This window comes from Ferrovibrio sp. (assembly GCF_046297595.1).
Classification (GTDB): Bacteria; Pseudomonadota; Alphaproteobacteria; order Ferrovibrionales; family Ferrovibrionaceae; genus Ferrovibrio.
In genome coordinates, this window is sequence record NZ_JBKBHT010000001.1 from 919,353 (window position 1) to 945,571 (window position 26,219).

Sequence of the window (26,219 nt, forward strand, 5' to 3'; positions counted from 1 at the left end):
CAGCGCCGACCACGAGACGCCGGTTACTAATTAACGCCGCGGTGCCGCGGCAGCCGGCGGATTGCCGACCAGCGCCACCTTGGTGAAACCACCGGAATTGATCAGACCCATCACTTCCAGCACCTTGCCGTAATTGATCGCCTGGTCGCCGCGCACGAAAATGCGGCGGTCGGGCGCATTGCCGGCAATCGCCTGCAGGCGCGGCACAAGCTGGTCTATCTCGACAGCCGTTTCCTGAAGGTAAATGACGCCCTGGGAATCGATGGTGACGCTCAGGGGTTCATCCTGGCCCTGGATCGCCGCCGCCTGGGTCTTGGGCAGGTCGACCTGCACGCCGACGGTGAGCAGCGGCGCGGCCACCATGAACACGATCAGCAGCACCAGCATGACGTCGACCAGCGGCGTCACGTTGATGTCCGACATCGGCCGGCGTTTCATCCGGCCGCCGCGGGTGGAACCGCCGCCCATCTGCATGCCCATGTCAGGCCGCCTCTTCTTCGTCGAGCTGGCGCGACATCAGCGCCGAGAACTCGCCGGCGAAACCCTCCAGCCGCACGTTGAGCCGGCCGAGGTCGTTGGAGAACTTGTTGTAGGCCATCACCGCCGGAATGGCGGCCAGCAGACCCAGCGCCGTGGCGAACAGCGCCTCGGCGATGCCCGGTGCCACCACGGCCAGCGAGGTGTTCTTGCTGGAGGCGATGGCGTGGAAGGAATTCATGATGCCCCAGACCGTGCCGAACAGGCCGACGAAGGGCGACACCGAACCCACGGAAGCGAGGAAGCCGAGATAGCGTTCCAGGCGTTCCATCTCGCGGTCGATGGAGACGCGCATCACCTGATTGATGCGCACCTGCAGCGAACCCAGACCGTGCTTGCCGCGCACCAGGCCGCGCTCGGTGGAGCGGCGCCATTCGCGCATGGCGGCCACGAACAGCACCGCCATGGGGTGCTGCGGGCCGGCGATGGAGAGCCGGTCGTAGAGGGCATCCAGCGAGCCGCCCGACCAGAAATCGTTCTCGAACTTGTCGGTGTCGGAGAGCACCTTCCGGATCTTGATCAGCTTGTCGAAGATGATCGCCCATGACCAGAAGGAGGCCAGAACGAGCAGCAGCATCACGGCCTTGACGATCCAGTCGGCCTGCAGAAAAAGCGCCCAGAGCGAGAGGTCGGTGGCTGCGGCCGAGCCCCCGAGCGGCATGGCGCTGACGGTCCTGTCCATAACTTTCGAGTCCTTCCGTGAGGAGTTAGCAGATCAATGCGATAAATTTGGTGAAAGTGTGGCGAAAACCGTGGCAATGCGTGGCGGCACCCGTCGCGCCCGCCCGTCCCGGTCGATACAGGCCAGTTTGACCTGGGCCCGGACCAGCAGATCCTCGCCACGCCAGACATCCTGGCGGGCGGTCAGGCTGGCGCCGCGCAGCTCGGTGATGGCGGTGGCGACCACCAGCTCCTCGTGCAGGCGGGCGGGTTTCAGGTAGTCCACATTGCAGGACCGGACGGCGAAGGCCACCCCGCCCGGCTCGTTCATCAGGCTGTGCTGGTCGATGCCGTTCTGCAGCAGCAGGTCGGACCGGCCGCGCTCGATGAAACGCAGGTAATTGGCGTAATAGACGATGCCGGCGGCATCGGTGTCTTCCCATTGCACCCGCAGGGGATAACGATGCCAGGACGCGGCCTTGGCTTCAGGCATCGTCGTCTCCCAGCAGATCGAGCTGGTTCGCCGACAGGCCAGCGGGCGGCGTCAGCCCGATATGGCCGAAGGCGGCCGGCGTCAGCAGGCGGCCGCGCGGCGTGCGCTGCAGGAAACCCTGCTGGATCAGATAGGGCTCGATGATGTCTTCCAGCGCGTCGCGCGGCTCGGACAGGGCGGCGGCGATGGTTTCCACACCCACCGGGCCGCCCGAGAAATCGCGCGCGATCACATTCAGGTACCGCCGGTCCATGGCATCCAGGCCGCGGGCATCGACTTCCAGGCGTAGCAAAGCTGCATCGGCCGTCTTGGCATCCACCACCGCCGCGCCGGCATGGGCGGCGAAATCGCGCACCCGGCGCAGCAGCCTCCCGGCCACGCGCGGCGTGCCGCGGGCGCGGCGGGCGATCTCGCGGGCACCGGAGGCATCGAGTTCCAGGTTGAGGATGCGGGCACCGCGCCGCACGATGAGTTCGAGTTCCTCGACCTCATAGAAATTCAGCCGCAGCGGAATGCCGAAGCGTTCGCGCAACGGCGTGGTGAGCAACCCTGAACGCGTGGTGGCCCCGACCAGGGTAAACGGCGGCAGGTCGATGCGCACGCTACGCGCCGACGGCCCCTCGCCGATGATCAGGTCGAGCTGGAAATCCTCCATGGCCGGATAGAGGATTTCCTCCACCGCCGGATTGAGGCGATGGATTTCGTCGATGAACAGAACGTCGCGCGCTTCCAGGTTGGTCAGCAAAGCGGCGAGATCGCCGGCCTTGGCGATCACCGGACCAGACGTGGCCTTGAAACTGACGCCCAGCTCGCGCGAGACGATCTGCGCCAACGTGGTTTTCCCTAAACCCGGCGGACCGTGCAGCAGCACATGGTCCAGCGCCTCGCCGCGGCTTTTGGCGGCCTGGATGAAGATGTCGAGATTCTCCCGCGCCCGCGCCTGGCCGATGAAATCGCCGAGCTGCTGCGGCCGCAGATGGCGCTCGAAATCATCGCCCTCGGCTTTCGCGCCTGAAACCATGCGGGGCGCTTCGCTCATCGCGCCAGCTCCTTCAGCGCGGCCGGGATCAGCTGCTGCACATTGGCTTTATCGCCCAGATTGCGCGCGGCCGCCGTGACGGCACCGAAGGCCTCTGCGCGCTTGTAGCCCAGATTGACCAGGGCCGAGAGCGCATCGGCCACCGGCCCGGTCTCGGAACCGGCCACCGCCGCCGCGTCGCCATTCGCGGCCTGCACGACGGGGCCGAGCGCGATGCCGCCCACCTTGTCCTTCAGTTCGGTGACCAGGCGCACGGCCAGCTTCGGCCCCACGCCGTCGCAGCGGTTGAGCGTGGTCTTGTCGGCGCTGGCGATGGCGCGGAACAATTCGTCGGGCGACAGCGCCGAGAGGATGCCGAGCGCCACTTTTGCGCCGACCCCCTGCACGGTCTGCAACAGATTGAACCAGCCGCGCTCGGCTTCGGACAGGAAGCCGTAGAGGTGGATATGGTCTTCCCGCACATGGGTCTCGATATAAAGCCGCGCCGCCTCGCCCGGCCGGGGCAGGGCGCGCAAGGTGCGGGCCGAGCAGAAGACCTGGTAGCCGACCCCGTTCACGTCGAGGATGCAGGCGGCGTCGGACACGCTGTCGAGCAGGCCGGAGAGCTTGGCGATCATCGGCCGACCCTGATATCCGCCGCCAGGATGCGGCGGCTGGTGGCAGCATGATGGGCATGACAGATCGCCACCGCCAGCGCATCGGCGGCATCGGCGCCGGTGACGCTGACGCCGGGCAGCAGGCGTTTGACCATGGCATGCACCTGGTCCTTGTCGGCAGCACCGGTGCCCACCACCGCCTTCTTCACCACCGTGGGCGCGTATTCGCCGACCGGCAGGCCGGCCTGGGCCGGCGCCAGCAGCACCACGCCGCGCACCTGGCCGAGTTTCAGCGTGGAAGACGGGTTCTTGTTGACGAAGGTCTCTTCCACCGCCGCCGCCTGCGGCTGCCATTCGGCGATGATCTCGGTCAGCGCGTCATGCACCATGCGCAGGCGCCAGGCCAGTTCGTCGTCGGGATTGGTGCGGATGGTGCCGTGCGCCACATGGCTCAACCGGTTGCCCTCGGCGAGGATCACGCCCCAGCCGGTGGCACGCAGGCCCGGATCGAGTCCGATGATGCGCATGTAATGGCCCAAACCGCTCCTTGTGCCGATGCCGCGTCAGCTCGCCAGCTTGCGCAGTTCGTCTTCCGAAATCTCGAAATTGGCGTAGACGGTCTGCACGTCGTCGGAATCTTCCAAAACCTCGATCATCTTCAGCAGCGTCTCGGCCTTTTCGCCATCCACCGGCGTGGTGGTCTTCGGACGCCAGACCAGCTTGGCCGCTTTCGGCTCGCCGAAAGCCTTTTCCATCGCCTCGCGCACGGCGGCGAAATCGTCCTGGCCGCAGGTGACGGTGTGGCCGTCCTCGTCCGACTGCACATCTTCGGCGCCGGCTTCCAGCGCGCCCTCGAACAACGCCTCGGCCGAAGCGGCGGCAGCCGGGAAGACGATCTCGCCCACGCGGTCGAACATGAAGGAGACCGAATTGGTCTCGCCGAGCGCCCCGCCATTCTTGGAGAAGGCGGCGCGCACCTCGCCCGCCGTGCGGTTGCGGTTGTCGGTCAACGCCTCGACGATCACGGCGACGCCGCCGGGGCCATAGCCCTCGTAGCGCACCTCTTCGTAATTATCGGCGCCATCGGCACCCGAACCGCGCTTGATGGCGCGGTCGACCGTGTCCTTCGGCATGTTGGCCGCCCGGGCGGCCTGGATCGCGGCGCGCAGGCGCGGATTGGTGTTGGGGTCGGGCTGGCCCATGCGGGCCGCCGTGGTGAGTTCGCGGATCAGCTTGGTGAACACCTTGGCGCGCTTGGCATCCTGGGCGCCCTTGCGGTGCATGATGTTCTTGAACTGGGAATGGCCGGCCATGACCTGAACCTGTGGATGATCGTGAAAAAGCAAACGAATCGGGCATGTTTACCATATTTCGGCCGCCATCGGCAGCCGGCCCGGCGGCCCGGATAAAGCCGCGCCCACGCAATTGCAAGCGGCGGCCGGCGGAAAGCCGGATAAACCATTGCGAGCAGAAGCCAGGACTTATACCATTTGAAGAATCGCCGGATGCAGCAGCAAATCCCGGCAGATTCAAATTTACGCAGCGTTATCAATCGTATACATACATCCGGCATGCCCAACCTCCTGCATCTGGCCGCCCTGCGCGACACCACGGCCCAATCCGGCTCCGGCCTGCCGGGCTATCCGCGTTCGGCCATGCTGAACGAGGCCTATGCCCTGTGGCTGACGGCCTGCGGCGATCGGGACATGCCGTCCTGGGCCGATGTGCAGGCGCGTCATTCCGACCTGGTGCATCCCCAGTCCCTGCTGCTGAGCGTGCAGCGCGATGGGGCACCCGACTGGCCGCTGGATTTCCGCTACGAGCTGATCGGCAGCCGCATGCACGCGATCCTCAACATCGACTATACCGGCATGACTCTGAGCCAGGTGCCGCACCAGCGCCCGCCCAGCCTGGTCTGGGACCATCTCGCGGCGGCGGTGGATGCGCGCGCGCCGATCAAGGGCGTGGTGCCCTATGTGGGCCGCAGCCGCGATGTCGGCGGCGTGTTCCATATCGTGCTGCCGCTGTCCGACGACGGCGTCAGTGTGGACCGCGTGTTGGTCTGCGTCGATCTCGCGCCGCCGATCCGTCTGCAGGACGGCACGCCGCCCTTCACGCAACTGGGCTGATACCCCTTCACGCAGTATTCAACCCAAAAGGCCGCGACAGCCATCACGGCGCGGCCTAGCATCGGCCGGCATGCTTGAGCTGAACCGCGCCACCTTCCTGTTGCAGCAGGGCTACCGCTATTGGGACACCAAACGCGCCGGCAAGAGCATGCCCAGCCGCGCCGATATCGATCCGATCGAAATACCCGCTCTGCTGCCGCATGTGGTGCTGCTGGAAGTGTTGCGCGATGCTGAACCCGACTGGCCGCTGGATTTCCGCTACCGCCTGATGGGTAGCGCGGTGGAGGCGCATCTCACCATGCGCTATACCGGTCTGCGCATGAGCAAAATCCCCCACCAGAAGCCGCCCAGCCGCATGTGGGAGAATTTCAGCATCGTAGTGCAGAGCGGCAAGCCACTAATCACCCAGGTTCCCTATATCGGCCCGCACAAGGATTTCCTCGCCGCGCAGGATCTGATCACGCCGCTGTCGCGCGACGGCGAGACCGTCGACATGCTGCTCAACTTCGTCGATTTCCTGCCGCGCCATGGCCTGGCTCCGCCGCCGGCCGAGGAGCCACAACGACTGTGACTCTCCTGCGGGACAGACTGGAGCGCGAGGGGGCGACGCCCCTGCTGCTGCGCGGCTTCGATTACTGGGACGGCCTGCGCAATGGCCGTGCCATGCCGGCCCGCGCCGACATCGACCCGGCCGCGATCAAGCCGTTGCTGCCGCATATCGCGCTGATGGACGTGCTGCGCGATGCCGACCCCGACTGGCCGCTGGATTTCCGCTACCGCCTGATCGGCACCCAGGTGGATGCGATGATGAACGGCCGCTATACCGGCCTGCGCATGAGCAGCCTGCCGCATCAGCGACCGCCGGCGAAAATCTGGGCCAGCCTGCAAAGGGTGAGCGAGGGCGGCGAGCCCACCGTCAACCGCGTGCCCTATATCGGCCCGCACAAGGATTACCTGTCGGTGGTGGACATGGTGATGCCGCTGGCGGCCGATGGCAGGAACATCGACATGCTGTTCTGCCTGATCGAGTTCATCCCGCGTCGGTCGTGAAACACGCCCGCACCGCGCGGCGCAGCTCGGGCAACACGTCAGTCGTAAACCAGGGATTGCGCTTCTGCCAGGCCATGTTGCGCCAGCTGGGATGCGGCAGCGGAAAGAAGCCGTCCGGCAGATAGTCGCGGAAATGCCGGACCGTTTCGGTCATCGTCTTCTGCCGGCGCGTATTCAGGTAATGCATCTGCGCATATTGCCCGACCAGCAGGGTGAGGCGGATTTTGGGCAGCAGCGGCCGCAGGCGCGGATGCCACAGCGGCGCGCATTCCGGGCGCGGCGGGTTGTCGCCACCCTTGGCATCGCGGCCGGGATAGCAGAAGCCCATCGGCATGATAGCGATGCACGTGGTATCGTAAAACGTATCGCGATCCATCTCCAGCCAGCCGCGCAATACGTCGCCGCTGCGGTCGTTCCAGGGCAGGCCGCTTTCATGCACCTTCGTGCCCGGCGCCTGCCCGACGATCAGCAGCCGTGCGCTGGGACGCATGCGCACCACGGGACGTGGCCCGAGCGGCAGATGCGCCGCGCAATGGCGGCAGGCGCGCGCCTCCTCAAGCGTAGCGTCGAAACGGCGCGACGCCATGGCGGCAGAACCTAGAGCGTGGCCTGCTGCAACCGGCCGCCGAGACGCAGCGGCGCGATCCGCGTGGCAAGCCCGGTGCGGTCGTCGGTTTCGACATAGACGGCGCAGAGCGTGGCATCGCCATTGGCCGGTTCGAAGCGGCCACCCGGCACCTTGCGGGTGAAGCGGTTGAGCGGTTCGGCCTTGTCCATGCCGATCACCGAATTGTAGTCGCCGCACATGCCGGCATCGGTCTGGTAGGCCGTGCCCTTGGGCAGAATCTGCGCATCGGCCGTGGGCACATGGCTGTGCGTGCCGCAGACCAGCGAGACGCGGCCGTCGCAGAAATGGCCCATCGCCATCTTTTCCGAGGTGGCCTCGCCATGGATGTCGACGATGGCGGCGTCGATGCCGGCGCCCATGCGGTATTTCTGCAATTCGGCATCAACGGCGGCGAAGGGATCGTCCAGCGGATCCATGAACACGCGGCCCATCACCTGCACCACCAGCACCTTGCGGCCATTCTGCAGTGTGAACACGGTGGCGCCCTTGCCCGGCGTGCCCTTGGGATAATTCAGCGGCCGCAGCAGTTTCGGATCGCCGTTGATATAGGCCAGCGTCTCGCGCTGGTCCCAGGCATGGTTGCCCAGCACGATGGCATCGACGCCGGCGGCGTAGAATTCCTCGCAGATCTTGCCCGTGATGCCGAAGCCGGCGGCGGCGTTCTCGCCATTGACCAGCACAAAATCCAGGCCGAGTGACTGGCGCAGTTCGGGGACACGCGCCAGCACCGCATCCCGGCCCGACCGCCCCACCACATCGCCGCAATAGAGAAGTTTCATCGTCGTTTCTATCTTTCGAACTTGAGCGCGCCGCGCTCGGTGACTGCCCAGTCCAGTCTTTCATCCAGCGGGCCCGATGGCAATTCGGCCACCTGCTGCACAGCGAAAGCATAACCGACCGCCAATATGGGACCACCAGCGCGCCGGGCGGCCAGGGTGGCATCGTAGAAACCACCGCCCATACCCAGCCGATGCCCTGTTGCATCGAAGCCGACCAGCGGCACGATCAGGATATCGGGCACCAGTACCGGAGCATCCGCGGGCGGCGCGGGAATGCCGAACCGCCCGGCCGGCGGTGTGGCGGATATATCATCCCACCGGCGAAAGACCAGCGGCTGCGCCTTTTGCGTCGCCACGCCGGGCAGCAGAAGGATCGCGCCGCGCTGCTGCAAGGCCCGCATCAATGGGCGCGGGTCGAGTTCGTCTTCCATCGGCCAGTAGCCCGCCACCGCCTGCCCGGCCCGCACGGAAATCGCAGCGAGAAAACGCTGTGCGGCCAAAGCCGCGATGGCGTCGCCATTGGCGGCCCCGGCCTCGCGGCGGCGCTGCTGCAGTTTCGCGCGCAGGCTGGCCTTGCGGCGATCAAGCTCGGGATCGGGAATCTGGGACATCCGGCTGTAGGGAAAAATGCGGCTGTCGGGAAAAATGCGGACGGGTCCACCCTGGCCGTTGGCGTGAACTAACCTCTGTGGCCTGGCGTACCAGGTGGGCGCCGTATGATCGGAACCACGGTTCCGGCAGGGACAGCTCCCTAGAGATGAGCATTGGCCCCAGGGTTATGTAAGCCTGACGCACCGGGCAGCGCCCGTCCTGCCCTTAACTTAGGTGCTCTCCAGCTTGGCGGCAATGTCTTCCAGCCGCTTTGCCAGCCCGACCAGGGCATCGGCCCCTTCCGTGGCGGTTTTCTGCTCTGCCTGGAAGGCCGAAACCTCCTGCCGCATGGCCGCCACGTCGCGCTGCGCCTGCTCCAGGTCATCGGCCAGGGTGAGCGCCGTCATCAGCATCAGCCGTGCCTCGCCGACCTGGCCGACCAGGGCCGCCAGTTCGCGCACGCGGACGTCCAGAACCTGCGACAGGCGGCGGACCTGATCTTCCTCTCCGTCGTCGCAGCCGATCTCGTAGAGGCGGCTGTTGACCGTGACCTTCACCATCGCCATTGCAGCCTCCGTTCTCAGCCCGGTTCTCAGCCCAGTTCTCAGCCTTGAGCCTGGCTGTCGAGCGCCTGGCGCAGCCGCGCCATCGTCGCCTCCAGCCGCGCGGCAATGCCCGACTGGAAAGCCTGCATTTCGTCCTGCGCCGCACGGGCCGCCGCCAGCTCGGCCTTCAGCGCGGTGACATCGGCATCTGCACTGGCGGCCGCAGGCATTGCCGGCTGCGGCATCGGCAAAGCCGCCAGCCGGGCCAACAGGCCGTCGCGTTCGCTTTTCAGCGCGGCGATCTCGGCATCGCGGGCTGCCAGAAGGCTGTCATCAACAGCAGGCGCGGCGGCCGGGGCGATGACAGGCGCGGCCTCTTCCTCGCGCTGCATCTGCGCCAGTTCCTCGCGCAGGGCATCGACCAGGGCGGCGCGCTCGCGCAGGGAATCGGCTTCGGCACGGGCGGCCTGCAACTCCTCGCGCAGGGTTTTCAGCTCTGCGGCGGCCAGTCCATGCTGCTCGGCGAGTGCACGGAAGGCGCTGGCGCGCTGCGCCAGGGCGGCATCGAGACGCCGCACCGCCTGCTCCATCGCGGCAACCGCTGCGGAGACGCCAGTATGCATCGGCTCTTTCTGCTGATTGGTGTTGTACGACAAACTTGATATGGAAGATAAACTTCGCGCTGTTGCAGCGTCAACCGAACCGCCCGGAAAAGCACCCAGGAAAGCACCCGGGAAAATGCCCAGATAACCAACGGTTTCAGCCCCTCTTTGTTCCGGCCGCCCCATGCTGTCTTCCCTGCCGATGATCACCGATCCCTGGTTCTATGCCGCCGCCCTGCCGGCCGTGCTGATCGTGGGCCTGAGCAAGGGCGGCTTCGGGCCCGGTTCGGCACTGATCGCCCTGCCGCTGATCAGCCTGCTGCTGCCGCCCCTGCAGGCGGCGGCCGTGATGCTGCCGGTGCTGTGCGCCATGGATCTCGCAGGATTATGGGGATTTCGTGGCAAATGGGACCGGCGCTGCCTGCCCACCATCCTCGCTGGCGGCCTGCTGGGCGTGGGTATCGGCACACTGACGGCGCGCTGGGTCGACAACCAGGCGATCCAGCTGATCGTCGGCGCGGTGGCCGTGCTGTTCCCGCTGCAGCGCTGGTTCGGCCGCATCGACGACACGCCCGCACCACATAACCTGCCGAAAGGCCTGTTCTGGAGCGCCTGTTCGGGCTTCACCAGCTTCATCGCCCATGCCGGCAACCCACCGCTGATGATCTACATGGTGCCGCTGCGGCTGGACAAGACCATCTTCATGGGCACCACGGTGATCTTCTTCGCCGTGATCAACTATGTGAAGCTGGTGCCCTATTGGTGGCTGGGCCAATTCACCCCGTCCAACCTGGGCACCTCGCTGCTGCTGATCCCCATCGCGATTGCCGGGGTCTATCTGGGAATGTTGTTGCATCACAAGCTGAGCGACCGTTTCTTCTACCAGTCGGTCAATGCCATCATTTTTCTGTGCGGCCTGAAGCTGCTGGCTGACGGCCTGGGGCTTAAAATCCTGTAATCCATGGGGAATAACGGCCAGCGGGCGTTGCCGCCGGCGTGGACTCTGGTCTAGCCTGCCGACGCGTTATGGGGAGGCTGCCGGCAATGACCACGATCTACGACCGCGATCTCGACAAGACTCCGGCCAATTACGAGCCGCTGTCGCCATTGAGCTTCCTGCGCCGCACCGCCGAGGTGTTTCCGCATCGTACCGCCGTGGTGCATGGCAGCCGGCATTACGATTACGCCACGCTGTTCGTGCGCTGCCGCCGGCTGGCTTCGGCGCTGGCGCGGCGCGGCATCCGGCGCGGCGACACGGTGGCGATCATCGCCGCCAACATCCCCGCGCATCTGGAAGCGCATTTCGGCGTGCCGGCCACCGGCGCGGTGCTGAACCCGATCAACACCCGCCTCGATCCGGCCGCCATCGCCTTCATCCTGGAACATGGCGAAGCGAAGGTGCTGTTCGTCGACCGCGAATTTTCCGCCGTTACGGAAGAGGCGCTGAAGCTGAGCAAGACCAAGCCCTATGTGATCGACATTGACGATCCCGCGATCACCACGGGCGAGCGCATCGGTGCCATCGAGTACGAGGATTTCATCAAGCTGGGCGATTTCGAATATCCCTGGCAGGGCCCGCTGGACGAATGGGATGCCATCGCGCTGGGCTATACCTCGGGCACGACGGGCAATCCGAAGGGTGTGGTGACGCATCATCGCGGCGCCTACCTGAATGCCATGGGCAATGCCGTGACCTGGAGCCTGCCCAAGCATCCGGTCTATCTTTGGACCCTGCCGATGTTCCATTGCGACGGCTGGTGCTTCCCCTGGACCATCACCATGCTGGCCGGCGTGCATGTCTGCCTGCGCAAGGTGGATCCGGCACTGATCTTCGACAGCTTCGTGAACCAGGGCGTGACGCATTTCTGCGGCGCGCCCACCGTGCTGAACATGCTGATCAACGCACCGGCCGACGTGAAGGCCAAACTCAAACCCGGCGTGAAATGCATGACCGCCGGCGCCGCGCCGCCGGCCGCCGTGCTGGCGGCGATGGAAGACATGGGATTCGACGTCACGCATGTCTATGGCCTGACGGAAGTGTATGGCCCCGCCGTGGTCTGCGACTGGCATGAGGAATGGGACAAGCTGCCGCTGCCCGACAAGGCGGCGATGAAGGCGCGACAGGGCGTGCGCTATCACGTGGAAGAAGACGTCACCGTGCTCGATCCGCAGACCATGCAGCGCGTGCCGGAAGACGGCGAGACCATGGGCGAGATCATGTTCCGCGGCAATGTGGTGATGAAGGGCTATCTGAAGAACCCGAAAGCCACGCAGGAAGCCTTCGCCGGCGGCTGGTTCCATTCCGGCGACCTGGGCGTGCTGCATCCCGGCGGCTACATGCAGATCAAGGACCGCTCGAAGGACATCATCATCTCGGGCGGCGAAAACATCTCGACGCTGGAACTCGAGGGCGTGCTGTACATGCACCCCGACATCCTGGAAGCCGCCGTGGTGGCGCGGCCCGACGCGCATTGGGGTGAGACGCCCTGCGCATTCGTCACGCTGAAGGACGGCGCGAAGGCCACACCGGACGAGATCATCGCCTTCTGCCGCGAGCGGTTGGCGAAGTTCAAGGTGCCGAAGACCGTGGTGTTCAGCGCGCTGCCGAAGACCTCGACCGGCAAAATCCAGAAGTTCGAACTGCGCGAGCAGGCCAAGAAACTGGCCTGAGCGCGCGGGCCGAACCCAGATGCCGGCCGTTACGGCCGGAACCGGCGGTGCTTATTGTGCTTGGCGGGAAATTTCCTCTTTCAGCTTCAGCTTTTCGCGTTTGAGCTGGGTGAGGCGAACCTGATCGGGCAGGGGGCGGTGGATCTCGTCATCGATCGCCGCTTGCAGGCTGTGATGTTTTTCGATGAGAGTATCGAGATGCGCCGGATTGTTCATCGCGGTCTCCTCCTTTCGGTTCGGAGCGCGTCGGTCGAGCAGACGATGCCGTCGCTTCGGGCGGCGCGTCCATCTCGATACGCGCACTATATGAGTTAAGCATCGCAACTCCGGATTGTCAGCCCCCTTTGCAAAATTTCCTCAGATCGTGAGACCAGCGCATGGCGCGCCGCACAAAAACCAAATCGACGCAGAAAAAACCCGCAACGCCGGCCGCCCCTCCAAAGCCGGCCCTGACCACGGCGCGGCGTAAGTCCGCGGCATTGCTCGCCAAAGCAGTGGCGCCGGCCAAACCGGTGGTGCGCGCGCCGGCGCAGCGCCGCCTGGTGGTCGGCATCACCGGTGCTTCGGGCGTTATCTACGGCATCCGTCTTCTGGAATCGCTCAAAGGCAGCGGTATCGAGTCGCATCTGGTGATGACGCGCGCCGCCGAGATGACGATTGCCTATGAAACATCGTATGCGCCGCAGCAGGTGAAGGCGCTGGCCGACCGGACGTATCCGATTACCGATATCGGCGCGGCGATCGCCTCGGGCTCATTCCATACGCTGGGCATGGCGGTGATGCCCTGCTCGATGAAGACCCTGGCCGAGATCGCCACCGGGGTCACCGGCAATCTGCTGTCGCGCGCCGCCGACGTGACCCTGAAGGAGCGCCGTCGCCTGGTGCTGGTGCCGCGCGAGACGCCGTTGCATCTGGGCCATATCCGCAACATGGCGAGCGTGACCGAGATGGGGGCCATCGTGGCGCCGCCGATGCCGGGCTTCTACGCCCAGCCGCAGACCCTGGACGACCTGATCAACCACACGGTCGGCCGCGTGCTGGACCTGTTCGGCATCGACAGCGGGCTGGTGAAACGCTGGAACGGCAAGCCGCGCAAGGATGTTTAGACAAGACCGGGACGTTTAGGCAAAGGCCGCATCCAGCAGCCGCGCGCCGGCCGGCAAGATGGCAGGGTCTCCCGGCGCCAGATGGTCCAGATAGGAGGCGAGATGCTCGGCTGCAGCCAGCATCTCCGTCTCGCGCGGCACCGGCGGTTTCTGGCGCAAGGCCGGGCTGACCCGGCTGGCGCCGGCCAGCCAGACCTGGGCCACCTGCTCCAGTTTGAGTTCCAGTGCTCCGGCCTCGGCATAGAGCGCCGCCGCCGCCGGCTCGTCGGCCTGGAGGGCCTTCAGCGCCCGGCGGGCCGCCCGGAAGGGCACCAGCACGGCATTCACCGGGGCCACGGCGCTCAGCACCCGGTCGATCTCGCCCGGAATCCAGCCGGCATGGCCCTGGCGCGCCCGCCAGAAGCCCAGCAACAGAAGGTTCACATCGGCGCCAAAGCCATCCTGCAGGGCAAGACAGGCCTCGGCCACCCCAGGCCGGTCATACAGCGTGAGGGAAAAAGCCCAGAAGCCGGGCTTTGCATCTGTGTCGGTCGCGCTCATCCGTGCTATGGTTACGGTCTTTCCGGCCCTGGCGGAAGCCCGGCGGCCCATCCATCGAGTCACGGCATGAATTTTCCAGGGCCGATCAATACCGAGGAATTGCAGCGCAAGCTGGCCGACCTGCGCGCCGAGCACCGCGACCTGGACGATGCCATCGCCGCCCTGGCCGAACAGCCGCACCTGAACCTGATCCAGATCCAGCGCATGAAGAAACGCAAGCTGGCGCTCAAGGACCAGATCACCAAGATCGAGAATCTGCTGATTCCCGACATCATCGCCTGATCGCCGCATGAGCAATCCAGCCAGCACGGCCGGCTATGCCGGGGCCGCCGATACCCTCGCCAGCACATATGAAAGCATCCGCTTCGAGGATGTGCATCGCGACATCCTGCATCTGATCCCCGCCCCGCACAGAGACGGCATGGCCGGCAGGGCGCTGGATATCGGCGCCGGCACCGGCCGCGATGCTGCGGCCCTGGCGCGGCGGGGTTTTGCCGTCACTGCCGCCGAACCCACGGCCGAACTGCGCGAGCACGGGCAGAGGCTGCATGCCGGGCTGGATATCCGCTGGCTGGACGACGCCCTGCCCGACCTGGCGCATCTGACGGCGTCCGGCGAAAGCTTCAACCTCGTGATGCTGACGGCGGTATGGATGCATCTGGACGCGACCGAGCGCGAGCGCGCCATGGCGGCCGTCGCGCCGCTGGTTGCCCCGCAGGGCCGGCTGGCATTGTCGCTGCGCCACGGTCCGGTGCCGGAAGGACGGCGCATGTTCGACGTGTCGGCTGATGAGGTGATCGCGGCCGGTGCCGTGCATGACCTTGCCCTGCTGCACCAGAGCCAGCGCGGCGACATGTTCGACCGCGGCGATGTGCATTGGGACCTGCTGGTACTGGAACGGCCGGCCTGAGGCCAACTACTCAATGAATTCCTTCGCATCGGGGATGCGGTTGAAGGCGATCTTGGCGCCCATGAAATCGGCGCGATGGCCCGGCAGGGCGCCGATATGCACGGTATCCTTGCCGAATTTGCCGTTCAGCTTGTCCATCACCGCCGAGAGTTTCGCGCGCGCCGCTGCCTGTTCGGGGCTGCGCTCGTGGCCCGAACCGCCCGAGAAAAGATCGAGCGTGACCTGCTGTTCCGGCACCAGGCCGTGCAGCGCGATGCCGACTTTCCTGAACCGGCCGCGGCGCGGGCCGGTCTCTTTCAGCATCGCCTGCCACAGCCGTTCGGCGGCATCGAGCAGGATGAAATTGTCCTGCGTCTGGGTGAGACGGAAATCCGCGGCCCAGCGCTCGCCATTCTCGAACCGCGCCTTCAGGTAAAAGCCCGAGGCGAGATAGCCCATGCGCCGCAGGCGGCTGCCTGCCTTGGTGCAGAGGCGGCGCACGACGAGGAAGGCGGATTCGGCATCGCGGAATTGCGGCGGCAGCACATGTTCGTGGCTGACGCTGCGATGCTCCGACGACTGGTGATAATCGCCATAACCGCGCAGGCGCGCGCAGAAGGCCGGACCTTCCTTGCTGCCCCAGATCTCGCGCGCCCGGCGCGGATCCAGCGCCCAGAGTTCCGCGATGCTGCCGATGCCGGCCTCGTTCAGCCGCCGCTCCATGTTCGGCCCGATGCCGGGCAGGTCGCGCAGATGCAGCGGCAGGATGCGCCCGGGCAGTTCATGGCGGTGGATCACCGTCAGGCCATCGGGTTTCTGCATGTCGCTGGCCAGCTTGGCGAGGAACTGGTTGGGCGCGATGCCGATGGAGCAGCGGATGCATTCGCCCAGGGTCTGCCGCAGGCCGGCCTTGATGCGATTGGCCAGCGCGCGCGCCTCGGACTCCAGCTTCTGCGGACCCATCAACTCGCAGGAGACCTCGTCGATCGACCACGACTTGTAGACCGGGATATGGCGGTCGACCTCTTCGAGGATGCGGTGATGGTAGTCCACATAGACATCATGGCGGGCATCGACCATGGCGATGCCGGGGCAGAGGCGTTTCGCCTCCCAGACCGGCGTGCCGGTCTTGATGCCGAAGGCTTTCGCTTCATAAGACGCCGCAATCGCCGAGGTGGTCTCGCTCATCACCGGCACGACGATGACGGGCCGGCCGCGCAGGCGCGGATTCTCCTGCTGCTCGACCGAGGCGAAATAGCTGTTGAGATCGAGATAGAGCCAGTTGAGCGAGGACGCCTCCCACGCCGCGCGCAGGGTGACGTTATTCTCGGAAGTTTTCGACTCCGGGCTGGCGGCTGGGGCGTTCATGGCCCCAATCTATCCAATCAGGAATAGAAACGAAATAGGAACATTCTCCGGGAAAGCCGGCGGCGCTATGCTCCGCAGCGCTTCCATTGGCCGATATCCCAGTGGAAATGCTTGGCATGGGCGGAATCGGCATTCGGCCCCAGCACCACCGAGAAATAGCGGCAGGCGGCGCGGTTCATTTCACGCAGGTAGGTGCCTTCCCGCCCCCGGCTGCGGAAATGGTCGGCCACCGAGATGCGGCCGCCATCGTCGAGCGTGAAGCCCCAGATATCGATGGCGCGGCCATGGCCATGCTCGCTGATGCGCTTGCCGTTGCCGGTCATGGTCTTGCAGGTGAAGCCGCCGGCATGGTTGAGCTGGGCCAGCGGCTGGCCGAAGGTTTTCTGCGCCTCGGGCAGCAGCACTTCCTGCTCGAACTGCACCAGCCGCAGGGCCATCGGGCAGGTCAGTTCGACCGGGCGGTTGAGGTTGAGACTGCTGCGGATCAGCTTCACGCCATTCTGCAGCGTGCAGCCATTCTTGCCCGCTTCGGCCTGGGCGATCAGCTCGAACTGCGCGCCGGTGGCCTGCAAGTCGTTGAGGCAGGCCGACTGGATCGGGTCGCGGTTGGGCCAGATCATCAGCGCGCCGCCATGGGGCAGCGGCGGCGCCTGCGGCACCGGCTGCTGTTGCCGCGGCGCACAGGCGGCGACCAGCAGCATAACACCGAGCGCGGCGATTATTCCGAGACGGGCAGCCACAATACCTCCTCGATCCGGCTGGCGCCGGCCAGCAGCATCACCAGCCGGTCCACGCCCAGCGCGATGCCGGCACAATCGGGCAGGCCATGGCGCAAGGCGGCGATGAAATCGGCGTCGATGGGATAATCATAGCCATAGAGGCGTTTCTTCAGCGCCATGTCGGCCTCGAAACGGCGCTGCTGCTCGGCCGCATCGGTGAGTTCGGAAAAGGCATTGGCCAGTTCCATGCCACAGGCATACAGCTCGAAACGCTCGGCCAGCCGGCCATTGCCGGGTTTGGGCCTGCTCAAGGCCGCCATGTGGATCGGATAGTCGTAGAGGATGGTCGGCGCGCCGAGGCCGAGTTTCGGCTCAACGCGATCCAGCGCGACACGGAAATAGAGATCGTCCCAGCTGTCGCCCTGATCCACGCGGATGCCGATGCCCGCGCAGGCGACGCGCATCGCCGCCAGATCGGGATAAAGCGGATCGGCGCCGATGCAGGCATCGATGTTAAGACCGGCATGCCTCTCGAACGCCTGCTGCACCGTCAGATACTGCCAGGGCGCGGCGATGTCGGCCTGCTGGCCCTGCCAGCGCAGGATGGTTTTGCCGCAGGCGCTGGCGATGTCGCGCAGCAGCGTCTCGCAATCGGCCATGATGGTGCGATAGTCCGCGCCCGCCCGATACCATTCCAGCATCAGGAAAGCCGGATGATGGGTGGCGGCGCGCTCCCCATTGCGGAAGACCGGTGCAAGCTGGAACAGCTTTTCCTCGCCGGCCACCAGCAGCTTCTTCATGGCGAATTCGGGCGAGGTGTGCAGGTAAAGCGGCCGGGTGGCTCCATCGGGACGTTCCAGCCGGGTCTCGAAGGCTTTCAGATGCGGTTCCAGCCCGGGCGAAACCTGCAGAGTCGGGGTTTCCACCTCGACGAAGCCCTGGCGGCCGAAACAGCCGCGAATCGCCTGCAACACCCCCTGGCGCAGCAGCAGGTTAGGCCGCCGGCGGGCGTAGAGTTCGGGGTGCCACCAGGGCGTGGCGCCGGAAGGGCCGGAAAACTGCATTTTCGCCGCGACTCGGGTTGAGCGGGGGGTTCTGACCTGATAGTTTCCGCGCGGTTTTTTAGCAAGCGGGTCCGCACCGGGCCCGCTCATTCGTTTCCGGAGATATCCATTTATGGCCAAGGTGAACGCCAACCAGCTCCGCAAGGGCAACGTGGTCGAGATCAACGGCAAACTGCTTGCCGTGATCACCGCCCAGAACATCCAGCCCGGCAAGGGCACCCCGGTGACCCAGCTCGACCTGCGCGACCTGTCGACCGGCATCAAGACCACCGAACGCTACCGCACCACCGAGTCGGTCGAGCGCGTGTTCATCGATACCCGCGAGTTCAGCTACCTGTATGCCGAAGGTGACATGTACACCTTCATGGACTCGGAGAATTACGAGCAGATCTCCGTGCCGGCCGACGTGGTGGGCGAGCAGGCCGTGTGGCTGCAGGAAGGCATGAAGGTCGAGATCGCGCTGTATGAGGGCAAGCCGGTGTCGGTGAGCCTGCCACAGACCGTGATCATGGAGATCACCGAGACCGAGCCGACCGTGAAGGGCCAGACGGCCTCGTCGTCCTACAAGCCGGCCATCGTGGAAAACGGCCAGCGCGTGATGGTGCCGCCGCATGTTTCCGCCGGCGTGCGCATCGTGATCAACATCGCCGAAGGCGGCGTCTACCTGGAACGCGCCAAGGACTGATCGCGCCTGACATTTGCATCCGCAATCAACCCGCCGTGGCGGCATGGCGGGTTTTTTGTTGGCTAGAGCGGCGCCAGCGGTCCGAAAAAACCGGTGACGCGCTGCAGCCGCCCGCCCGCGCCGAGCAGGCAGAAATCGACCCCTTCCCGCATCACGCTGCCATCGGCGGCAAGACGCACGAAGCCGAACCGCAGGCCGCCATGATGGCTGTCGACCGCGCTGGTGCGGCGGATGAGGCTGCCGGGGAATTTCTCCAGCAGCGCGCCGATATGCGCCACCAAGGCGGCACGGTCGAGATCGTGCACCATCGGATCGCTGTAGCGGCACTCGTCCGTCCAGGCCACGCGCAGCAGCCGGCTGCGTTCGCCGGCATCGGATGTATTCCAGGCCGCACAATAGGTGTCGATCACGTCATCGAGCGCCATCATGATTACCTCCCGGGTTTTGCGGGAGTTTAGCAAACTGTGACCGGCGGCACAGCCGCGATGCCATGCCCGCGGTAGATGGCGGCGCGGCGACGTTGCGCCAGCGATCATCCGTCTTTCCCGTATCAAGCTTTCACGCGTTGAACTTCATCCGCACCGGCCGGCAGATTCTGTCGGCCTGCGGCCATCATGGGAGTGATGTGTCATGTCATGCCCGAAGGAATTATCCGCGCTGGAAGCCCTCTGGCGCAGCAAACGCGGCACCCGCCGGCTGCCCAGCCGCAGCGACTTCACGCCGGAGAACCTGCGGCCCTGGCTGGGAAATCTGGGCATCGTGGCGGTGGAACGCGCACAGCGCCTGCGCTTCCGGGTGCTGCTGTCGGGCACGCGGCTGGACGATTATCGCGGCTTCGGGGTCACCGGCCGGTATCTGGATGAAATCTGCGGCAACGGTTTTCGCTCGCTCCGCCGCTACCTGGACTGCGTGACGCGCGGCGAGCCGGTGCATCTGGTGCACGACAATTCATCCAACAGCAGGATCTACGCCCGCATGGCCAAAATCCTGCTGCCACTGAGCGAAGACGGCGTCACCGTCGACCGCATCCTGATGGCGATCTATCCCCTGCCCGCCAATGACGGCGACGACCTGCCGCAAACCCCCAGCGCCCTGGCGGGCTAGCGCAGTCAAAGGGACGGTTTCACGCCCGAGGCAGCCTGCGCATCATAGGCATCGCGCGCCGCGGTCACCGCGGCGCTGTGGCGGATCGCCCATTCCCATACGCCGCACAAGGCTTCGGTCAGTTCCACGCCAAGGGGGGTCAGCGCGTAATCCACACGCGGCGGTACTTCCGCATACACCTGTCGCATCACCACGCCATCGCGCTCCAACTGGCGCAGGGTCTGGGTCAGCATCTTCTGGCTGATGCCATCCAGCCGCTCGCGCAGACGTGAAAAGCGCATGGCGCCACGTTCATAGAGTTCGTCCATGGCGCGCAGGCTCCATTTGTCGCCGAAACGCACCATCAGGTCGCGCACCAGTTCCTCTGCCTCGGGCGGGATATAGCAGGCGCCTTCGCCGCACGCCGCTGGCGCATCGGGCCGCATGGCGGGCGGCATGGTTTCCGGCAGGTGCCTATCGGTCGTTGAAAGTGCCTTATTGCTCATGATCTGCGAGGCCCGATATAGGTTTGCTGATGCGGATAGAATACGCGTTCCGAAACATCGATGCGACCGGCGATGTTTTGTCCGCCGTCACAGGATCGGCCAAATCACGAGGTCTTGCCTTCCGCCCGATGGGCTATAGTTCGTTTCACCAACAGGGGGGCCGCATGTTCGCCCCATATTCGCAGCATTGAAAATTCGCCGCCGGCACAATCCGTTGAAGCGCCGGCTTATCCATCGCTTTCCACACCGCCCCAGTGGAGGATTCCCATGGCTATTTCATTCACCCTGAACGGACGCCCGGTCACGCTGGATGTCGACCCCGACATGCCGCTGCTCTGGGCCGTGCGCGACGAGATCGGCCTGACCGGCAGCAAGTTCGGCTGCGGCATGGCCCAATGCGGCGCCTGCACCATGCATGTGGAGGGCCAGCCGGTGCGCGCCTGCTCCACTCCGGTGTCGGCCATCGAGGGCCAGAAGGTCATCACCATTGAGGGCCTGGCGGGCAAGATCGCCAAGGCCGTGCAGGATGCCTGGGTGAAGCATGAAGTCGCACAATGCGGCTATTGCCAGTCCGGCCAGGTGATGTCGGCCGTGGCGCTGCTGAGCGAGAATCAGAAGCCGAGCGATGCCGATATCGATGCCGCCATGCAGGGCAACATATGCCGCTGCGCTACTTACGTGCGCATCCGCGCCGCCATCCACGATGCCGCCAAGACCGTGAGGGCCTGATCATGACCGACCAGACGAAGATCCAACTCCCCACCGCGTCTCGTCGCCGTTTCCTGCAGGGCGCTGGCGCTGCCTCGCTCGGCCTCGTGGTCGGCTTCCACTGGGCACCGCGCCATGCCATGGCCCAGAAGGCCGCAGCCGGTGAGCCCAAACTGATCAACGCCTTCATCCGCATTGCGCCGGACAACACCGTCACCGTGCTGTCCAAGCATCTGGAGATGGGCCAGGGCACCTATACGGGCCTCGCCACCATCGTGGCCGAGGAACTGGATGCCGACTGGAAGCAGATGCGTACCGAAGGCGCGCCGGCCGATGTGAAACTCTATGCCAATCTTGCCTTCGGCATGCAGGGCACCGGCGGCAGCACCGCCATGGCCAATTCCTGGGATCAACTGCGCAAGGCCGGCGCCACGGCGCGCGCCATGCTGGTGCAGGCCGCTGCCGAGCAGTGGAAAGTGCCGGCCGCCGAAATCGTGGTGAACAAGGGTGTGGTGAGTCACAAGTCGGGCAAGAAGGCGAGCTTCGGCCAGCTGGCGGCGAAGGCCGCCACGATCACGCCTCCGGCAGATGCGCCACTGAAGGACCCCGCGAAGTTCACGCTGATCGGCAAGGATGTGCCGCGTCTGGATGCCCGCGCCAAGAGCAACGGCACCGCGCAGTATACCATCGACGTGAAACTGCCGGGCCAGCTGACTGCGCTTTTGCAACGCGCGCCGCTGTTCGGCGCCAAGGTAAAAAGCTTCGATGCCAGCAAGGCGAAAGCCGTGCCTGGCGTGGTCGATGTGGTGCAGATCTCCAACGGTGTTGCTGTGGTGGCCAGGAATTTCTGGACCGCCAAGCTCGGCCGTGAGGCGCTGGAGATCCAGTGGGATGACTCAGGCGCCGAGAAGCGCGGCACCGACGAGATCATGGCCGAATACAAAGAGCTGGCGAAAAAACCCGGCCTGCCGGCGCGCAAGGAAGGTGATGTCGATGCGGCTTTTGCCAAAGCCACTAAGGTGATCGAGGCCAGCTACGACTTCCCCTATCTTGCCCATGCACCGATGGAGCCGCTCGACTGCGTGGTGAAGCTGGACGCCGACAAGGTGGAAATCTGGGCCGGCGACCAGTTCCAGACCGTCGACCAGGGCAATGCCGCCCATGTGCTGGGCTTCAAGCCCGAGCAGGTGAAGATCAACACGCTGTATGCCGGCGGCAGTTTTGGCCGCCGCGCCACGATGCAGTCGGACTACATCGTGGAAGGCGTGGAAATCGCCAAGGCGATGGGCGCAAAAGGCAACCGCGCGCCGGTGCGTCTGGTCTGGACGCGCGAGGACGATATCCAGGGCGGTCGTTACCGCCCGATGTATCATCACGTGCTGAAGGCTGGCGTGGACGACAAGGGCGAGATCATCGCCTGGCAGCATCGCATTGTCGGCCAGTCGATCATGGGCGGTACGGCGTTTGAGCAGTTCATGGTCAAGGACGGCATCGATGCCACCTCAGTCGAGGGTGCGGCCAACCTGCCCTATGCCATCCCGAACATGAGCGTGGAACTGCACACCACCAAGACCGGCGTGCCTGTGCTGTGGTGGCGGTCGGTCGGCAGCACGCATACCGCCTTCGCCACCGAGGTGTTCCTGGATGAGATCGCCAATGCGACCGGCCAGGACCCCGTGGCCCTGCGCCGCAAGCTGCTGGCCAAGCATCCGCGCCATCTCGGCGTGCTGAATCTGGCCGCCGAGAAGGCCGGCTGGGGCAAGCCACTGCCGGCGGGGCGCGTGCGCGGCATCGCCGTGCATGAAAGCTTCGCTTCCTTCGTCGCCGAAGTGGCCGAGGTAGCGCTGCAGGCCGATGGCAGCTGGAAAGTGGAGAAGATCGTCGCCGCCGTCGATTGCGGCACGCCGATCAACCCCAACATCATCCGCGCGCAGGTGGAAAGCGGCATCGGCTATGGCCTGTCGGCCACGATCAAGCCCGGCATCACGCTGACTAAGGGCGGTGCGGTCGAGCAGTCGAACTTCCACGATTACGAGGTGCTGCGCATCCACGAGATGCCGAAGGTGGAGGTGCATATCGTGCCGTCGAAGGAAAAGCCGACCGGCATCGGCGAACCCGGCACCCCGCCGGTGGCGCCCGCCGTGGCCAACGCGCTGATGGCCGGCACGAAGCAGGTGTTCCGCGCCCTGCCCCTGCCTGATGCGGTGAAATCCGCTTAAAGCATCCGTGCTGAACAAAGCCGGCGGCAGCAATGTCGCCGGCTTTTTTATGCCGTGAAGCGCAGGCCCTGGCGATGACGCCACAACAGCAGGGCGCAGCCGCCGCCCAGCAGCGACAGCGGCAGCATGGCCAGATAGGTCAGCCCGCCGGCCAGCGGAAATAACGGGCCGATCAGCAGCGTGGCGCTGGCCAGCACGGTGGCATTGGCGCCGGTATAGAGCGTCTGCGCCGTGGCCGAGGCATCGGGATCGACGCCATCGGCCAGCAGCCGCATGGCCCCCAGATGCGCGCAGCCGAAGGTGGCGGCATGCAGCAGGTTGAGCAGCACGAGCCATTCAAAGCTGCCGACCGGACCGGTAAGGCTCCAGCGCAGGATGCCACCGGCGGCGGCCAGCAGCAGCAGGCCGACACCCCCGGTGCGCAAAGCCACGCGCTGGCCGACGGCGAACAGGATCACTTCCGCCAGCACCCCCTCGGCCCAGAGGAACCCGATCTGCGCGTCAGACAGGCCGGCATCGCGCCATTGCAGCGTGCCGAAGGTGTAGAGCATGGCATGGCTGGCCTGCAGGCAAGCATTGGCGCCGAGGAAAGCCAGGAACAGCCTGTTGCACAGCAACCGCAGAACGGGCGCACCGGCCAGTTTCGGCCGGTCGAGCGGCAGGCGCAGATCAGGCAGCAGATGGCTGGCCAGCGCCAGTCCCAGCAACCCGGCCAGCAGCAGGCCGAATATCCAGTCGTCGTCGCGCCCCTTCAGCCACCAGCCGGCCAGATAAGCCGCGACCAGGAAACTCACGCTGCCCCACAGGCGCAGGCGGCCGTATTGCAGGCCGTAGCGGGAGACTGCCAGCAGGGCGATGTTTTCGCTGAACGGCGTGATCGGTGACCAGACCGCGGCATGCAGGATGCCGAGCAGAAAGATCGGCCAGAAACCATGCGTCCACCAGAAGGCGGTGAACAGGGCGAAGCTGGCCCAACTGAGGAAAATGATCGCCTGGCGCCGCGCGCCGCTGCGGTCCACCAGATGGGCCGCCGTCGGCCCGGCCACGAGTCGGATCAGGATCGCACTGGACAGCACGGCGGAAATCTCGGGCGCGTTCAGCCCGCGCGATTGCAGCCAGACCGACCAGAACGGCAGATGCACGCCGGGAACGAGAAAAAGCGCGGCAAAATGGAGGCTGATTCGCCAGCCGATGGTGCGACGCTCGTCGCTCATGGAAAACTCCGGATGCCCAGGAAACAGGCAGGGGAAAATTGTTTACAATTTTCAGGCAACAGTGTTTACAATTCATCTATATGCGGCGCACAAGCGGCGCCGGGGGAATAATCCTACATTGTCCGGCCGGGCCGGGCTCGGCAGGGGGACAGGATCGCATGGTGGCGATGGTAACGGGATGCGGCCGCGTATTTAAGCGGCGCAGAGGGGGGACGAACGTCTGATGCAGGGCCCCGCATTCGTCAAAATCGACGGCGTCAGCCTGACCTACCGGCAGGCCGAAGAGGAAACCCTGGCGGTCCAGGACCTCAATATCGACATCCAGGAAGGCGAGTTCGTCGCCGTGGTCGGGCCTTCGGGCTGCGGCAAATCCACCCTCATGAAGCTGGTGACCGGCCTGCTCGACACCTCGGCGGGCAGCATCACCATCGGCGGCAAGCCGGTGAAGGGCCCGGTGCAGGGTGTGGGCATGGCATTCCAGAATTCCACCCTGCTGCCCTGGCGCAACACGCTGGACAACGTGATGCTGCCGCTGGAGATCGTCGAACCGCACAAGCTTCGCCTGCGCAAGGAAAAGAAGGCCTATGTCGAGCAGGCCATGGCTCTGCTGAAGACCGTGGGCCTGGCCGATTTCGCCGACAAATTCCCCTGGCAGCTTTCCGGCGGCATGCAGCAGCGCGCCAATGTCTGCCGTTCGATCATCCATCAGCCGCGCCTGCTGATGCTGGACGAGCCCTTCGGCGCGCTGGATGCCTTCACCCGCGAGGAATTGTGGGGCGTGATGCAGGCCCTGTGGATGGAAAGGCGCTTCACGGCGATCCTGATCACCCACGACCTGCGCGAGGCCGTCTATCTTGCCGACCGCGTCTTCGTGATGAGCAAGCGGCCGGGCCGGATCATCATGAGCAAGGCCGTGGACATTCCCCGCCCGCGCACGCTGGAAACCACTTTCGAGCCGCATTTCGGTGAAATCGTGCATGAGCTGCGCGAACACATCCATTCGGTGAGGGAATCGTGATGAACGAGAAAGCGCTCATCCGCGCCATGCCCTGGCTGGTGACCATCGGCCTGTTCGTGGTCTGGGAAGTCCTGTGCATCGTCACCGGCGTGGAACCCTTCATCCTGCCCCGCCCCACCGTGGTGTTCGCCTCGATGGTGCAGTTCGGGCCGCAGATCCTGCATCATTCGCTGCAGACGCTGATGACCACCACCGCCGGCTTCGCGCTCGGCGTGGTGGGCGGGGCGCTGCTTGGCATTTTCATCGGCGCCTCGCGGCTGGTCTATGTCGGCCTCTATCCGGTGCTGGTCGGCTTCAATTCGATCCCGAAGGTGGCCCTGGTGCCGGTGCTGGTGATCTGGTTCGGCATCGGCACCATCCCGGCGATCATCACCGCCTTCGTCATCTCGTTCTTCCCCATCGTGGTGAACGTGGCGACCGGCTTGGCCACCATCGAGCCGGAACTGCGCGACGTGCTGCGCTCGCTGGGCGCCAGCCAGCGGGAAATCCTGACCAAGATTGGACTTCCGCGCGCCATGCCCTATCTGTTCGCCTCGCTGAAGATCGCCATCACGCTGGCCTTCGTCGGCTCGGTGATCGCTGAGACGGTGGCGTCCAACGAGGGCATCGGATACCTGATGCTGTCGGCCTCTTCGAGCTATAATGTGCCGCTGGTCTTCGCCGGGCTGATCGTCGTCGCCGTGATGGGTGTGCTGATGTATGCTGTGGCGGTGTGGTTCGAGCGGCGTATGACCGGCTGGGCGTTCCGCGGCAGCGATTTGATGAGCTGATCGCGCCCGTC

Annotated in this window: 34 protein-coding genes and 1 other RNA gene; 14 read left to right on the forward strand and 21 right to left on the reverse strand. The window is 65.3% G+C overall.

The genetic code is table 11. The features are described from left to right. Positions 1–30 precede the first annotated feature (30 nt). From tolR to ACK4FJ_RS04640, 7 genes are read right to left on the reverse strand one after another with little or no spacing between them, the layout of a single operon-like run. On the reverse strand, positions 31–480 hold the full coding sequence (gene tolR / locus ACK4FJ_RS04610; RefSeq protein ID WP_409764658.1) for a protein TolR: 450 nt from the start codon (positions 478–480) through the stop codon (positions 31–33). Position 481: 1 nt separating this feature from the next. Continuing rightward, entirely contained in the window at positions 482–1,219 is a 738-nt protein-coding gene (gene tolQ / locus ACK4FJ_RS04615) for a protein TolQ (RefSeq protein ID WP_409764659.1), read from the reverse strand. Between the two features lie 33 nt (positions 1,220–1,252). Further along, complete coding sequence (locus ACK4FJ_RS04620) at positions 1,253–1,690, reverse strand: YbgC/FadM family acyl-CoA thioesterase (RefSeq protein WP_409764660.1); 438 nt, start codon at positions 1,688–1,690, stop codon at positions 1,253–1,255. Next, complete coding sequence (gene ruvB / locus ACK4FJ_RS04625) at positions 1,683–2,729, reverse strand: Holliday junction branch migration DNA helicase RuvB (RefSeq protein ID WP_409764661.1); 1,047 nt, start codon at positions 2,727–2,729, stop codon at positions 1,683–1,685. Before ruvB ends, ACK4FJ_RS04620 begins: the two co-directional genes overlap by 8 nt. Beyond that, a complete protein-coding gene (gene ruvA / locus ACK4FJ_RS04630; RefSeq protein ID WP_409764662.1) occupies positions 2,726–3,346 on the reverse strand; it encodes a Holliday junction branch migration protein RuvA in 621 nt (206 codons plus the stop codon). Before ruvA ends, ruvB begins: the two co-directional genes overlap by 4 nt. Further along, positions 3,343–3,852, reverse strand: a complete 510-nt coding sequence (ruvC, locus tag ACK4FJ_RS04635; RefSeq protein WP_409764663.1) for a crossover junction endodeoxyribonuclease RuvC — start codon at positions 3,850–3,852, stop codon at positions 3,343–3,345. The genes ruvA and ruvC overlap by 4 nt, the downstream gene beginning before the upstream one ends. A 36-nt stretch (positions 3,853–3,888) precedes the next feature. Beyond that, positions 3,889–4,638, reverse strand: a complete 750-nt coding sequence (locus ACK4FJ_RS04640) for a YebC/PmpR family DNA-binding transcriptional regulator (RefSeq protein WP_409764664.1) — start codon at positions 4,636–4,638, stop codon at positions 3,889–3,891. A 258-nt stretch (positions 4,639–4,896) separates the two neighbouring features. Here ACK4FJ_RS04640 and ACK4FJ_RS04645 point away from each other — a divergent pair, with 258 nt between their 5' ends. The 3 genes from ACK4FJ_RS04645 (at position 4,897) to ACK4FJ_RS04655 (ending at position 6,504) form a co-directional block, all read left to right on the forward strand. Then, entirely contained in the window at positions 4,897–5,454 is a 558-nt protein-coding gene (locus ACK4FJ_RS04645; protein ID WP_409764665.1) for a hypothetical protein, read from the forward strand. A 70-nt stretch (positions 5,455–5,524) separates the two neighbouring features. Then, complete coding sequence (locus tag ACK4FJ_RS04650; RefSeq protein ID WP_409764666.1) at positions 5,525–6,025, forward strand: PAS domain-containing protein; 501 nt, start codon at positions 5,525–5,527, stop codon at positions 6,023–6,025. Continuing rightward, entirely contained in the window at positions 6,022–6,504 is a 483-nt protein-coding gene (locus ACK4FJ_RS04655; protein ID WP_409764667.1) for a PAS domain-containing protein, read from the forward strand. The genes ACK4FJ_RS04650 and ACK4FJ_RS04655 overlap by 4 nt, the downstream gene beginning before the upstream one ends. On the opposite strand, the gene ACK4FJ_RS04660 is transcribed toward ACK4FJ_RS04655, so the two are convergent. The 6 genes from ACK4FJ_RS04660 to ACK4FJ_RS04685 all read right to left on the reverse strand — a co-directional run bounded on the left by ACK4FJ_RS04660 (position 6,485) and on the right by ACK4FJ_RS04685 (position 9,670). Then, positions 6,485–7,090 carry a uracil-DNA glycosylase family protein gene (locus ACK4FJ_RS04660; RefSeq protein ID WP_409764668.1) on the reverse strand — a complete coding sequence of 202 codons (606 nt, stop codon included), beginning with the start codon at positions 7,088–7,090 and terminating at the stop codon, positions 6,485–6,487. The genes ACK4FJ_RS04655 and ACK4FJ_RS04660 overlap by 20 nt on opposite strands. Positions 7,091–7,101: 11 nt before the next feature. Further along, positions 7,102–7,911: a YmdB family metallophosphoesterase gene (locus tag ACK4FJ_RS04665; protein WP_409764669.1), complete on the reverse strand. Its 810-nt coding sequence runs from the start codon at positions 7,909–7,911 to the stop codon at positions 7,102–7,104. Positions 7,912–7,919: 8 nt separating this feature from the next. Next, positions 7,920–8,522, reverse strand: coding sequence for a 5-formyltetrahydrofolate cyclo-ligase (locus ACK4FJ_RS04670; RefSeq protein ID WP_409764670.1), 603 nt, complete (start codon positions 8,520–8,522; stop codon positions 7,920–7,922). Between the two features lie 39 nt (positions 8,523–8,561). Beyond that, positions 8,562–8,719, reverse strand: a non-coding RNA gene (gene ssrS, locus ACK4FJ_RS04675) — 6S RNA. Between the two features lie 13 nt (positions 8,720–8,732). Beyond that, positions 8,733–9,068: a cell division protein ZapA gene (locus ACK4FJ_RS04680; protein ID WP_409764671.1), complete on the reverse strand. Its 336-nt coding sequence runs from the start codon at positions 9,066–9,068 to the stop codon at positions 8,733–8,735. A gap of 38 nt (positions 9,069–9,106) precedes the next feature. Further along, on the reverse strand, positions 9,107–9,670 hold the full coding sequence (locus ACK4FJ_RS04685) for a hypothetical protein (protein ID WP_409764672.1): 564 nt from the start codon (positions 9,668–9,670) through the stop codon (positions 9,107–9,109). Positions 9,671–9,833: 163 nt separating this feature from the next. Here ACK4FJ_RS04685 and ACK4FJ_RS04690 point away from each other — a divergent pair, with 163 nt between their 5' ends. Further along, positions 9,834–10,607 (forward strand): sulfite exporter TauE/SafE family protein, encoded by a 774-nt coding sequence (locus tag ACK4FJ_RS04690; RefSeq protein WP_409764673.1) that lies wholly within the window; start codon positions 9,834–9,836, stop codon positions 10,605–10,607. Positions 10,608–10,693: 86 nt separating this feature from the next. Continuing rightward, entirely contained in the window at positions 10,694–12,319 is a 1,626-nt protein-coding gene (locus ACK4FJ_RS04695) for an acyl-CoA synthetase (protein ID WP_409764674.1), read from the forward strand. Between the two features lie 51 nt (positions 12,320–12,370). Here ACK4FJ_RS04695 and ACK4FJ_RS04700 read toward each other — a convergent pair whose 3' ends face one another. Continuing rightward, the gene (locus ACK4FJ_RS04700) at positions 12,371–12,535 is read right to left on the reverse strand and encodes a YdcH family protein (protein WP_409764675.1); all 165 of its coding nucleotides are present in this window, start codon (positions 12,533–12,535) and stop codon (positions 12,371–12,373) included. A 161-nt stretch (positions 12,536–12,696) separates the two neighbouring features. Between ACK4FJ_RS04700 and ACK4FJ_RS04705 the strand changes: the two genes are divergently transcribed. Next, the gene (locus ACK4FJ_RS04705; RefSeq protein ID WP_409764676.1) at positions 12,697–13,425 is read left to right on the forward strand and encodes a UbiX family flavin prenyltransferase; all 729 of its coding nucleotides are present in this window, start codon (positions 12,697–12,699) and stop codon (positions 13,423–13,425) included. Positions 13,426–13,440: 15 nt separating this feature from the next. On the opposite strand, the gene ACK4FJ_RS04710 is transcribed toward ACK4FJ_RS04705, so the two are convergent. After that, positions 13,441–13,965, reverse strand: coding sequence for a TIGR02444 family protein (locus tag ACK4FJ_RS04710; protein ID WP_409764677.1), 525 nt, complete (start codon positions 13,963–13,965; stop codon positions 13,441–13,443). A 66-nt stretch (positions 13,966–14,031) separates the two neighbouring features. On the opposite strand from ACK4FJ_RS04710, the gene ACK4FJ_RS04715 reads away from it, so the two are divergent. Together ACK4FJ_RS04715 and ACK4FJ_RS04720 are read left to right on the forward strand one after the other, a co-directional pair. Next, the gene (locus ACK4FJ_RS04715; RefSeq protein ID WP_300296409.1) at positions 14,032–14,247 is read left to right on the forward strand and encodes a YdcH family protein; all 216 of its coding nucleotides are present in this window, start codon (positions 14,032–14,034) and stop codon (positions 14,245–14,247) included. Between the two features lie 7 nt (positions 14,248–14,254). Beyond that, positions 14,255–14,875: a class I SAM-dependent methyltransferase gene (locus ACK4FJ_RS04720; protein ID WP_409764678.1), complete on the forward strand. Its 621-nt coding sequence runs from the start codon at positions 14,255–14,257 to the stop codon at positions 14,873–14,875. A 6-nt stretch (positions 14,876–14,881) separates the two neighbouring features. Here ACK4FJ_RS04720 and ACK4FJ_RS04725 read toward each other — a convergent pair whose 3' ends face one another. From ACK4FJ_RS04725 to epmA, 3 genes are all read right to left on the reverse strand, one after another. Then, positions 14,882–16,222 carry a hypothetical protein gene (locus tag ACK4FJ_RS04725; RefSeq protein ID WP_409764679.1) on the reverse strand — a complete coding sequence of 447 codons (1,341 nt, stop codon included), beginning with the start codon at positions 16,220–16,222 and terminating at the stop codon, positions 14,882–14,884. A gap of 65 nt (positions 16,223–16,287) precedes the next feature. Beyond that, positions 16,288–16,962 carry an extensin family protein gene (locus ACK4FJ_RS04730; protein ID WP_409764680.1) on the reverse strand — a complete coding sequence of 225 codons (675 nt, stop codon included), beginning with the start codon at positions 16,960–16,962 and terminating at the stop codon, positions 16,288–16,290. Further along, positions 16,941–18,005, reverse strand: coding sequence for an EF-P lysine aminoacylase EpmA (gene epmA, locus ACK4FJ_RS04735; protein ID WP_409764681.1), 1,065 nt, complete (start codon positions 18,003–18,005; stop codon positions 16,941–16,943). The genes ACK4FJ_RS04730 and epmA overlap by 22 nt, the downstream gene beginning before the upstream one ends. Positions 18,006–18,117: 112 nt before the next feature. Between epmA and efp the strand changes: the two genes are divergently transcribed. After that, a complete protein-coding gene (gene efp / locus ACK4FJ_RS04740) occupies positions 18,118–18,690 on the forward strand; it encodes an elongation factor P (RefSeq protein WP_374303226.1) in 573 nt (190 codons plus the stop codon). Between the two features lie 62 nt (positions 18,691–18,752). Here the strand turns inward: efp and ACK4FJ_RS04745 are convergent, their stop codons facing one another. Then, positions 18,753–19,118: a hypothetical protein gene (locus ACK4FJ_RS04745; protein ID WP_409764682.1), complete on the reverse strand. Its 366-nt coding sequence runs from the start codon at positions 19,116–19,118 to the stop codon at positions 18,753–18,755. Between the two features lie 202 nt (positions 19,119–19,320). Between ACK4FJ_RS04745 and ACK4FJ_RS04750 the strand changes: the two genes are divergently transcribed. Beyond that, the gene (locus tag ACK4FJ_RS04750) at positions 19,321–19,794 is read left to right on the forward strand and encodes a PAS domain-containing protein (protein WP_409764683.1); all 474 of its coding nucleotides are present in this window, start codon (positions 19,321–19,323) and stop codon (positions 19,792–19,794) included. A gap of 5 nt (positions 19,795–19,799) precedes the next feature. Here the strand turns inward: ACK4FJ_RS04750 and ACK4FJ_RS04755 are convergent, their stop codons facing one another. Then, entirely contained in the window at positions 19,800–20,279 is a 480-nt protein-coding gene (locus tag ACK4FJ_RS04755; protein WP_409764684.1) for a winged helix-turn-helix transcriptional regulator, read from the reverse strand. Positions 20,280–20,546: 267 nt separating this feature from the next. Between ACK4FJ_RS04755 and ACK4FJ_RS04760 the strand changes: the two genes are divergently transcribed. Further along, the gene (locus tag ACK4FJ_RS04760; RefSeq protein WP_409764685.1) at positions 20,547–21,008 is read left to right on the forward strand and encodes a (2Fe-2S)-binding protein; all 462 of its coding nucleotides are present in this window, start codon (positions 20,547–20,549) and stop codon (positions 21,006–21,008) included. Between the two features lie 2 nt (positions 21,009–21,010). Next, entirely contained in the window at positions 21,011–23,206 is a 2,196-nt protein-coding gene (locus tag ACK4FJ_RS04765) for a molybdopterin cofactor-binding domain-containing protein (protein ID WP_409764686.1), read from the forward strand. 47 nt (positions 23,207–23,253) lie between these two features. Here the strand turns inward: ACK4FJ_RS04765 and ACK4FJ_RS04770 are convergent, their stop codons facing one another. Beyond that, complete coding sequence (locus tag ACK4FJ_RS04770) at positions 23,254–24,420, reverse strand: MFS transporter (protein WP_409764687.1); 1,167 nt, start codon at positions 24,418–24,420, stop codon at positions 23,254–23,256. A gap of 223 nt (positions 24,421–24,643) precedes the next feature. Here ACK4FJ_RS04770 and ACK4FJ_RS04775 point away from each other — a divergent pair, with 223 nt between their 5' ends. Both ACK4FJ_RS04775 and ACK4FJ_RS04780 read left to right on the forward strand, forming a co-directional pair. After that, positions 24,644–25,438 carry an ABC transporter ATP-binding protein gene (locus ACK4FJ_RS04775; protein WP_409764688.1) on the forward strand — a complete coding sequence of 265 codons (795 nt, stop codon included), beginning with the start codon at positions 24,644–24,646 and terminating at the stop codon, positions 25,436–25,438. Further along, positions 25,438–26,208: an ABC transporter permease gene (locus tag ACK4FJ_RS04780; RefSeq protein WP_409764689.1), complete on the forward strand. Its 771-nt coding sequence runs from the start codon at positions 25,438–25,440 to the stop codon at positions 26,206–26,208. The genes ACK4FJ_RS04775 and ACK4FJ_RS04780 overlap by 1 nt, the downstream gene beginning before the upstream one ends. The last annotated feature ends 11 nt before the right edge of the window (positions 26,209–26,219 follow it).